This is a genomic window from Pararhodobacter sp. (genome assembly GCF_034676075.1).
Taxonomy (GTDB): domain Bacteria; phylum Pseudomonadota; class Alphaproteobacteria; order Rhodobacterales; family Rhodobacteraceae; genus Pararhodobacter.
On sequence record NZ_JAUCCQ010000154.1, the window covers coordinates 1 to 8,872 of the forward strand.

The 8,872-nt window shown below is 69.6% G+C and carries 10 protein-coding genes; 4 read left to right on the top strand and 6 right to left on the bottom strand.

Features of this window, described 5'->3' with window-relative positions:
* Positions 1 to 226: 226 nt before the first annotated feature.
* Positions 227 to 2,083: an enoyl-CoA hydratase-related protein gene (locus VDQ18_RS21610; RefSeq protein WP_323022935.1), complete on the bottom strand. Its 1,857-nt coding sequence runs from the start codon at positions 2,081 to 2,083 to the stop codon at positions 227 to 229.
* A gap of 92 nt (positions 2,084 to 2,175) precedes the next feature.
* On the bottom strand, positions 2,176 to 2,508 hold the full coding sequence (locus VDQ18_RS21615; RefSeq protein WP_323022936.1) for a TraR/DksA C4-type zinc finger protein: 333 nt from the start codon (positions 2,506 to 2,508) through the stop codon (positions 2,176 to 2,178).
* 144 nt (positions 2,509 to 2,652) lie between these two features.
* On the opposite strand from VDQ18_RS21615, the gene VDQ18_RS21620 reads away from it, so the two are divergent.
* Genes VDQ18_RS21620 through VDQ18_RS21635 form a run of 4 tightly spaced genes read left to right on the top strand, consistent with a single transcriptional unit; the run spans position 2,653 to position 4,962 of the window.
* Positions 2,653 to 3,516: an MBL fold metallo-hydrolase gene (locus VDQ18_RS21620; protein WP_323022937.1), complete on the top strand. Its 864-nt coding sequence runs from the start codon at positions 2,653 to 2,655 to the stop codon at positions 3,514 to 3,516.
* Between the two features lie 50 nt (positions 3,517 to 3,566).
* Entirely contained in the window at positions 3,567 to 4,067 is a 501-nt protein-coding gene (locus tag VDQ18_RS21625; RefSeq protein WP_416235138.1) for a YeeE/YedE family protein, read from the top strand.
* Between the two features lies 1 nt (position 4,068).
* The gene (locus tag VDQ18_RS21630; protein ID WP_323022939.1) at positions 4,069 to 4,509 is read left to right on the top strand and encodes a DUF6691 family protein; all 441 of its coding nucleotides are present in this window, start codon (positions 4,069 to 4,071) and stop codon (positions 4,507 to 4,509) included.
* 27 nt (positions 4,510 to 4,536) lie between these two features.
* Positions 4,537 to 4,962, top strand: a complete 426-nt coding sequence (locus VDQ18_RS21635) for a TIGR01244 family sulfur transferase (RefSeq protein WP_323022940.1) — start codon at positions 4,537 to 4,539, stop codon at positions 4,960 to 4,962.
* 234 nt (positions 4,963 to 5,196) lie between these two features.
* Here VDQ18_RS21635 and VDQ18_RS21640 read toward each other — a convergent pair whose 3' ends face one another.
* From VDQ18_RS21640 to VDQ18_RS21655, 4 genes are read right to left on the bottom strand one after another with little or no spacing between them, the layout of a single operon-like run.
* Positions 5,197 to 6,258, bottom strand: a complete 1,062-nt coding sequence (locus tag VDQ18_RS21640; protein ID WP_323022941.1) for a TRAP transporter substrate-binding protein — start codon at positions 6,256 to 6,258, stop codon at positions 5,197 to 5,199.
* 11 nt (positions 6,259 to 6,269) lie between these two features.
* A complete protein-coding gene (locus VDQ18_RS21645) occupies positions 6,270 to 7,802 on the bottom strand; it encodes a TRAP transporter large permease (RefSeq protein WP_323022942.1) in 1,533 nt (510 codons plus the stop codon).
* The gene (locus VDQ18_RS21650; protein WP_323022943.1) at positions 7,799 to 8,287 is read right to left on the bottom strand and encodes a TRAP transporter small permease subunit; all 489 of its coding nucleotides are present in this window, start codon (positions 8,285 to 8,287) and stop codon (positions 7,799 to 7,801) included. Before VDQ18_RS21650 ends, VDQ18_RS21645 begins: the two co-directional genes overlap by 4 nt.
* 53 nt (positions 8,288 to 8,340) lie before the next feature.
* Positions 8,341 to 8,712, bottom strand: a complete 372-nt coding sequence (locus VDQ18_RS21655) for a YbaN family protein (protein WP_323022944.1) — start codon at positions 8,710 to 8,712, stop codon at positions 8,341 to 8,343.
* Positions 8,713 to 8,872 lie beyond the last annotated feature (160 nt).

Sequence of the window (8,872 nt, forward strand, 5' to 3'; positions counted from 1 at the left end):
ACCCTACGGCGGGATGGGGGTGACTCGTAGGGTGCGTGCTCGCACGCACCGGCGCCGGGCCCTGCAGAACCACAAGTCACGCGAGCGCGGGTTCGATGTGGCAGAGCGTTGCGTCGGGCAAAAAGGTGGCGAAACGCGCGGTGCGGGCGCGCGTGAGGTGGGATGAAATCCCACCCTACACCGGCCCGTAGGGTGGGATTTCATCCCACCTCGCGACGGACCCCACTCACCCCGGAGACGTCTCGTTCAGATCCGCGAAACGCCAGCCGCGGCGGATCATCTCGTCGAGGATCGGCTCGGGCGTCCAGAGGTCGGGGTCCAGCGCCGCGGCGATGCGCAATTCGTGGCGCAGTACCATCGGCCCCAGCGCATCGGCCTCGGCCATCGGTCCGCCGCGCCATTGCGGCCAGCCCGCGCCCATCACCAGCGCCAGATCCAGATCCGAGGGCCTGAGCGCCCGGCCCGCCGCCAGCAGCCGCATCCCCTCGTTCGCCACCGCCAGAAGGATCAGCCGGTCGAGGGGCAGGGGCAGCTCCGCACGGATCTCGGCCGCCTGACCCTCGGCCAGCCCCTGCGGCAGGATCTCGACCGCGGTCAGCGCCTCGGGGCTCGCGCCCGCGGCGCGCAGCCGGGCGGCGGCGCGGGCGGCGGCGCGGATCAGCGGTGTCAGCACCGGCCCTTCCTGCACCCTCAGCGCGGTCATCCGCAATTGCAGCGCCAGCGCCGAGAGGGGGGCCTGCACCGGCGCCGTTTCGGTTCCGCGTTCGACCAGTTCGCACAGCCGCACCGGCCGGGTCGGCGCGGGCAGCAGCGCCAGCGCCCGGGCCGGATGGGCGAGCCCGGCCAGCCAGTCCGCGGGCGGCTCCCAGGCGGCGAGCGGCACGTCGGCAGGCAGCGCCGCCTCCAGCCAGGCCAGATGCGCCGGATCGGCCAGCGCCACCGCCGGCGGCTGATCGGGGTCGAGGCGCAGGCGCCCGGCGACGCGGGTCCAATCCTCTTCGGCCTCGGCCTGGGTCAGACGCCCGGCGCGGACCTGAGCGAATTGCGCCTCGGCCACCCGTTCCAGCGTCGCGGCCAGCGTCTCGCGGTCGCGGCCCATGACCAGCACACTCACCCCCTCCCGCAAGAGGATCGGCACCAGCCGGGCGGCGGTCGGCGCATCCAGCGCCAGGCAGACGGCGCCCTCGACCGGGCGCGGTTCGGGTTCCTGCGCACGGCGGGCGGCGAGCGCGACATGGGCCAGCATCCGCGCCTCGGGGCGCAGGGTCGCGTCCTCGGCCCGGGCCCGGTCGAAGGCCAAAGCCTGTTCGGGCGGCAGAAGCTGCGCCGCTTCCAGCGCGTCGAGCAGCCAGAGGTCGGGCAGGCGGTGCGGGGGCAGGGGGGCGGGCAGGGCGGCGCGGGCCTCGGCCAGCGCCCCGGCAAAACCGGCGGGATCATCAAGCCCGGGGCGGGCGCGGCTGCGCGGCGCCGCTCCGAGGTCGAGCACCCGGGCGATGGCGGCGGCAACCGGGTCGTCCGCCACAGCCTCGACCAGCCCCGCCGCCAGGGCGTTCTGGGCGCCCATCGCCCGGCCACCGATCAGCGTGAGCGCCGGTCCCGCGCCGATCTGCCAGGCCATCCGCACCGCCGCCCCGCCCGGGGGCAGGCGGCCGAGCCGGGCCTCGGGGCAGAGGAACACCGTTCCCGGCGCGGCAATCCGCGCCCCGGCCGCCAGGGCCAGTGCCAGCCCGCCTGACGCGACGCGCCCGCTCAGCGCCGCGACCACGGGCTTCGCCGCACCTTCGATCCGGTCGCAAAGATCGGCCAGCGCCGCCATCACCGGCGGCAGGGTCTGCGGATCGGGGCCGGGCAGGGGCAGATCCGCATAGGCTCCGGCGCAGAACCCCGGCGCGCCGCCGGTCAGCACCACGCCTTCGACCGCCGGATCGGCCAGAACTGCCTCCAGCGATGCCGCCAGAGCACCGACCAAGGCCGGGCTCATCCGGTTGCCGTCCGGCCCGTTCAGGCGCAGCACCGCCACCCCCTCGCGATCGCGGCGCTGCACGAGGCCCGGGGCGGCGAGCGGGGCATTCTGGCGGTTCACGGCTTCTCCTGACGGCTTTTTCGCCATTAGACGAAACGTCAGCGTCTACCGCAACACTTCAGGGGGTCTTTTCCCGCCCGTGCCGCCCGGATTCAGGGCGCGCAATCGCGGCAGAAGGGTGTCGCGGGCAGGACATCCAGCCGCTCGTCGGCAATCCGGGCGCCGCAGGTGACGCAGAAACCGTACTCGCCCTCGCTCAGCCGTTTCAGCGCGGCGAGGATGGCGCGCAGTTCCTGCTTGCCCTCGTCGCCCAGCGAGGTCAGCACTTCGTCATTCTCGCGCTCGGTGGCCAGTTCCTCCCAATCGCGGGACTGGTGCGACATCAGCTCGTCCTCGATCCCGTGCAGGCGCGAATCAAGTTCGGCCAGCCGGGCGACCAGACGCCCCTTGTGATGCGACACTTCCTTGGCAGTGAACTCGGACATCGGGCTTCTCCTCTGAGCTTGTGACGGTAGACTGGCATGAAGCGCAGAATCCTGCATGATCCATGTCAAATATTCACATTCAAATCTTGTAATGTGAATCCCGACCTGTATATTACATGCAGCAAACGGAATGTGGAGATCCCCATGCAACCCGAAGTCTATGGCTTCTTCGACGAAGCGACCTTCACCATCACCTATGTTGTGCGCGACCCGTCCAGCAGCAAGTGCGCCATCGTCGATTCGGTGCTGGATTTCGACTATGCCTCGGGGCGGACCGATACCCGCTCGGCCGACGCGGTGATAAACTTCGTGAAAGAGAGGGGGTTCGAGGTCGAATGGCTGCTGGAAAGCCATGTCCACGCCGACCACCTGTCCGCCGCGCCCTATATCCAGGAGAAGCTGGGTGGCAAGATCGGCATCGGCGAGAACATCACCGTGGTGCAGAACACCTTCGGCAAGGTGTTCAACGAGGGCACCGAATTCCAGCGCGACGGCTCGCAATTCGACCGGCTGTTCAAGGAGGGCGACAGCTTCCATATCGGCCAGCTGCGGGGCGACGTGCTGCACACGCCCGGCCACACGCCCGCCTGCCTGACCTATGTGGTGGGCGATGCGGCCTTCGTCGGCGACACGCTCTTCATGCCCGATTTCGGCACCGCGCGCTGCGACTTCCCGGGCGGCTCGGCCGAGACGCTCTACCAGTCGATCCAGAAGATCCTGGCGCTGCCCGACGCGACCCGCATCTTCGTCGGCCATGATTACAAGGCCCCGGGTCGCGACGAATACGCCTGGGAAACCACGGTGGCCGAGCAGAAGGCCTTCAACATCCATGTGGGCGCCGGCAAGCCGGCCGATGAATTCGTCTCGATGCGCACGCAGCGGGATTCGACGCTGGCCATGCCGCGGCTGATCATCCCCTCGCTGCAGGTCAACATGCGCGCGGGCCAGATGCCGCCGGCCGAGGATAACGGGATCAGCTACCTGAAGGTGCCGGTCAACGGGATCTGACACGAAGGCAGGGCAGGGGGCGGCAGCGCCCCCGGCCCGACCCGAGCGGCTTGCCCGCAGCAAACCACCACGCCAAACCACCAGATGCCCCCGCAAAACGGGCACGGAAACGGGAAATCATCATGCAAATCGACTGGATTTGGGGCCTCGCCGGAGGTCTCATGATCGGCGCTGCCGCGGCCTTCTACCTTCTGGTGAACGGCCGCATCATGGGCGCCTCGGGCATCGTCGGCGGCCTTGTGGACCGCACCGGCTGGAGCACCTGGGCCGAGCGGCTTTCCTTCGTCGCGGGGCTGGCGCTGATGCCCGCCCTGCTGAAGCCGCTCTTCACCGCGCCGGTGGACACCCATATCACCGACAACATGCCCGCCGTGGTGCTAGCGGGGCTGCTGGTCGGGGTGGGCACGCGGCTGGCCAATGGCTGCACCTCGGGGCACGGCGTCTGCGGCATCTCGCGCTTCTCGCTGCGCGGTATCGCCGCCACCATCTTCTACCTTGTCGCCGGCGGCCTGGCCGTCATCGTCTTCCGCCATCTCTTCGGGTCCATCTGACATGCTGCGCAACATCACCTCTCTGATCGCCGGCAGCCTGTTCGGCGCGGGCCTCCTGATCTCGGGCATGACCGACACCACCAAGGTGCAGGGCTGGCTCGACATCTTCGGCGACTGGGATCCGACGCTCGCCTTCGTGCTGGGCGGCGCCATCCTGCCGATGATGCTGGCCTGGGCCGTGGCGGCGCGGCGGGCCCGCTCGCTTCTGGGCAGCGACCTGCCCGGCAAACCCAAGGCCGAGATCGACCGCAACCTGATGATCGGCTCCTTGATGTTCGGTGCGGGCTGGGGGCTTGTCGGCCTCTGCCCCGGCCCGGCCATGGCCTCGATCAGCTGGGGCGGCGTCGGCGGCGCGGTCTTCCTCGTGTCGATGTTTGCCGGTATGTATGTGGCCCCGGCCTTCCGCCTGCGCTTCAACGCCATGGCTCAGGCCCTCGGCTGACCCAGACCCAGACAGGACGCGCCCGCCATGGATATCCGCCCGCTCACCGACAGCTACAGCGTCACCCCGCAGATCACCCCCGAGGACCTTTCCGCGATCAAGTCGGCAGGCTACCGGACGGTGATCTGCAACCGCCCCGACCCCGAGATCCCCGAGGATCTGCACGCCGAAGCGATGCGCGCGGCGGTCGAGGCGGCGGGCCTGCGCTTCGTGGTGAACCCGGTCTTCCCCGGCCAGCTGACGATGGAGAATGTCGAGATCCAGCGCGACACGATCGACGATGCCGAGGGGCCGGTTCTGGCCTATTGCGCCTCAGGCAACCGCTCGTCCATCGTCTGGGCGCTGGCCAATGCGGGCCGGGTGCCCACGGATGACCTGATCGCGGCGGCGGGCAAATACGGCTACCAGCTGGCGCAGTTCCGCGGGATGATCGACCAGCTCGCTGGCCAATGAGGAAAGCGGGCGCCAGCCCGCGGAGACCGCAGAGTGCGGGGGGCCAGCCCCCCGCGCCCCCCCGCTCAAGGGGGTTTTCCACCCCCTTGAGAAACCCCCGAGGATATTTGGAGAACAAAGAAGGCGGCTTAGCGCCCTCTTAACCTTGATCTTCGTTCTTCAAATATCCTCGGGGGGGGAATTGGCCCTTGGGCCAAGAGGGGGGCAGACGGCCCCCCTCCTTCTTTTTCCCGCTCAGCGCGCCGCCATGTAGCGGCCGACGAAGGCGTTGGCATAGGGGATCGCGCCCGCCTCGAAGGCCTCGTAGCTTTCGAGAACCCGCGCCGCATCGGCCGAGGCCGCGCGTTGCTCTTCCTTGACCTCGGCCCAGGCGGTTTTCATCGCCGCCACCACGTCCTCGGGGAAGGCGAGGAATTCGACGCCCGCCTCGGTCAGCTGCTGCATGGCGCCGACGTTGTAATAGTCGAACTGGCCCAGCGTCTCCATCGAGGCCTGCAGGGCCGCCGCCTCGACAATGGCTTTCAGATCGTCGGCGAGCCCGGCCCAGACCTCGGTATTGACCACCACCTGCAGCGCGGCGCCCGGTTCGGCGAAGGCGGGGGTGTAGCACAGGTTGGTGATGCGCTGCAGGCCGAAGGCCTGATCCAGCAGGGGACCCACCCATTCGGCCGCGTCGATGGCGCCCGATTGCAGCGACTGGAAGATCTCGGTCGCCGGCATCAGGATGGCGTTGACGCCGAGCTTGCGCATCATCTCGCCGCCCAGACCGGCGATGCGCATGTTGAGGCCCTGAAGGTCGGCCAGCGACTCGATGCGGTTCTTGAACCAGCCGCCCGCCTGGGTGCCGGAGTTCCCCGAATAGAAGGGCTTGAGGTTGCGCTCGGCATAGATCTCGTCCCAGATCTGCTGACCGCCGCCCCATTTCAGCCAGGCGTAATGCTCGTTCGCGGTCAGGCCGAAGGGGACGCCGGTGAACCAATGCGCCGCCGCCGTCTTCGAGGCCGCGTAATAGGGCGTGCCGTGGCCGATGGGCGCATTGCCCGCTTGCACCGCATCCTCGACCGCGAAGGGCGGCACCAGCTCGCCCGCGCCGAAGACCTCGATCACGATCCGCCCGCCCGAAAGGCTCTGCACCAGCTCGGCAAAGCGGGTGGCATTGGTGCCGACGCCCGGCGCCGGTTTCGGGAAGGACGAGGGCATGGCCCATTCGATCCGCTCCTGCGCCAGCGCAGGGGTGGCGAGGCCGCCCGCGGCGGCGAGACCCGCGCCGCCCTTCAGGAAGGTTCTGCGTTCCATGGTAATCCTCCTCAGTTGAACATCTGGTGGGGCAGCCAGGTGGCCAGCCCCGGGAACAGGTAGACCATGGCCAGCGCCAGGATCTGAATGAGAACAAAGGGCACCACGCCGCGATAGATGTCCAGCGTCGTGATCTGCGGCGGTGCCACGGATCGGAAATAGAAGAGCGCGAAGCCGAAGGGCGGGGTCAGGAACGAGGTCTGCAGGTTCATCGCCATCAAGACGGCGAACCAGACGGGCGAGATGTCGCCCGCCAGCACCGCCGGGCCCAGCAGCGGCACGACGATGTAGATGATCTCGATCGCTTCCAGAATGAAGCCGAGCAGGAAGACGATGACCATGACGGCGAGCAGCGCGCCCATCTCGCCGCCCGGGAATTCGCGGGTCAGATGCTCGACCGCGCGTTCGCCGCCGAAGCCGCGGAACACCAGCGACAGCATGGAGGCGGCGATGACGATGCCGAAGACCATGCCCGAGATCTTGATCGTCTCGACCATCGCGCCGCCCAGCATCCGGCCCCGGATCAGCCGCCAGATCGCCACCAGCACCCCCGCCGCCAGCAGCAGCGCCGCGGCGACAGACGCCGCCTCGCCCAGCCCGCTGCGGCCAACGCCCGCCACTTTCAGCGCCACCAGCGCGAAGGCGGCAAGCCCGGCGATGCCGATCACCGCCCGCTCCCAACGCTGCGTGGTGGTCGAGAAGGCCGCCATCAGCCCGGCGCCGACCGCGCCGAGCCCGGCGGCCTCGGTCGCCGTGGCGATGCCGCCGAGGATCGAGCCCAGCACGGCGAGGATCAGCAGAAGCGGCGGCAGGAAGGTGAAGACGACCTCGGAGGCCGCGACCGGCTCGTTCGTGCCGACCCTTTTGGCGCGGCCCGGGCGCAGCGTGATCAGCAGCCACAGAGCATAGAGCCCGACGAGCAGAAGCCCCGGCACCAGCGCCCCGGCAAAGAGGTCGGCCACGGACACCGGATCGGGCGCGAAATTGCCGCGCCGCTGCTGCGCCTCCAGATAGGTGTTGCCGATCTGGTCGCCCAGCAGCACCAGCAGGATCGAGGGCGGGATGATCTGCCCCAGCGTGCCGGAGGCGCAGATCAGCCCCGCCGCCTGCCGCTTCGGCACGCCCGAATCCAGCATCGGCGTCAGGGCGATCATCACCAGCATGACGATGGTGGCGCCGATGATGCCGGTCGAGGCGGCGATGATGGTGCTGAAGGCCAGCACCGACAGCGCCATGCCGAGGGGCGAGCCGCCCAGCAGGCGGGCCAGCACGCGCAGCATCCGCTCGGCCAGGTTGGCGCGTTCCAGAAAGACGCCCATCAGCACGAAGAGCGGCACCGCCATCAGCAGCGTATTGGCCATGATCCCCTGCACGCGGGAGGGGAAATTGGCCAGGAAATCGAGGTTGAAGAGACCGAATTGCGCCGCGCCCACCGCCAGCACGAAGGGCACACCGGCGATGGCCAGCATGGCCGGGATGCCCGACAGGATCCCGGCGAAGAGCCCGGCGAACAGCACGAGCAGCATGATTTCCTGCCCGCTCATGCGCCGCGCTTCTCGAAGAGGGCGGCGAGGCCCTGGATGATCATCAGCGCCGCCGCGACCGGCAGCGCCGTCTTGACCAGATAGAGCCCGCCGAGGCCCCCGGGCGTGGTCGAGCCCTCGCCGATCGACCAGGAGAAGGCGATGTCGCCCCAGCCCGCCCAGAGGATCAGGCCGAAGACCGGGGTCAGGAACAGCGCCCAGGCCAGCGCATCGGCGCGGCGCAGATAGGCGGGCGGCAGGCGCTCGGACAGGACCTCGACCCGGACATGGCCGGCGCGGGCGTGGCAGAGCGGCACGGCCAGGATCAGGAACACCGCGAAAGCGTAGGAGGCAAGGTCCTGCATCTTGATCGAGCCGGTGCCGAAGCCGTAGCGCAGGACGACATTGACCAGCACCATCAGCACCAGTGTCGCCCCGGCGAGCGAGGCAAGCGCCAGGGTCAGCCGGTCGAGCAGCCGGGCAAGTCTCAGGAATTGCTGGATCAAGAGGGGCCCCCGCCGAAATCAGGGTGCCACGAAACGCTGCCCCGGGGCCGGTGTCAAGGACCGGAGTCCCGGCCGGGGTTCGGCCGGCTGAGGATGAAGAAGGTGACGGCGCCCAGGGTCGCGGCCTGGATCCAGAGGACGCGGGCCGGAAGCTGCAGCGCCAGGCTGAGGCCGAAGGTCAGGGCGATGGCGATCATCGCCAGCGCCTTGGCGCGGGGGGAAATGGCGCCCTCGGCCCGCCAGTCGCGGATCGGCGGCCCGAGGCGGGGATGCTCGAGCAGCCAGGTTTCGAGCCGCGGCGAGGAGCGGGCGAAGCAGAAGGCCGCCAGCAGCAGGAAGGGGGTGGTCGGCAGCAGGGGCAGCACGATCCCCACCAGCCCCAGAAGCAGCGCGACCCCGCCCGCCGCCATCCACAGGAACCTCACCATCTCGCCTCCGCTGCCGTCGGGGGCAACATAGCCCGCGGGTCGGGAACGGAAAGGGGTCATGCGCCTGTGCCGCAGGAGGCGGGGGACAGTCCCCGGAAAGTGAAAACGGGGGGGGGGGGGGGGGGGGGGGGGGGGGGGGGGGGGGGGGGGGGGGGGG

What these genes read in the sequence shown, in the direction of transcription:
- VDQ18_RS21635 (WP_323022940.1), top strand. Translation starts at nt 4,537, where the DNA reads ATGGATATCCGCCCGCTCACCGACAGCTACAGCGTCACCCCGCAGATC.
- VDQ18_RS21615 (WP_323022936.1), bottom strand. Translation starts at nt 2,508, where the DNA reads ATGTCCGAGTTCACTGCCAAGGAAGTGTCGCATCACAAGGGGCGTCTG.
- VDQ18_RS21630 (WP_323022939.1), top strand. Translation starts at nt 4,069, where the DNA reads ATGCTGCGCAACATCACCTCTCTGATCGCCGGCAGCCTGTTCGGCGCG.
- VDQ18_RS21620 (WP_323022937.1), top strand. Translation starts at nt 2,653, where the DNA reads ATGCAACCCGAAGTCTATGGCTTCTTCGACGAAGCGACCTTCACCATC.
- VDQ18_RS21640 (WP_323022941.1), bottom strand. Translation starts at nt 6,258, where the DNA reads ATGGAACGCAGAACCTTCCTGAAGGGCGGCGCGGGTCTCGCCGCCGCG.
- VDQ18_RS21645 (WP_323022942.1), bottom strand. Translation starts at nt 7,802, where the DNA reads ATGAGCGGGCAGGAAATCATGCTGCTCGTGCTGTTCGCCGGGCTCTTC.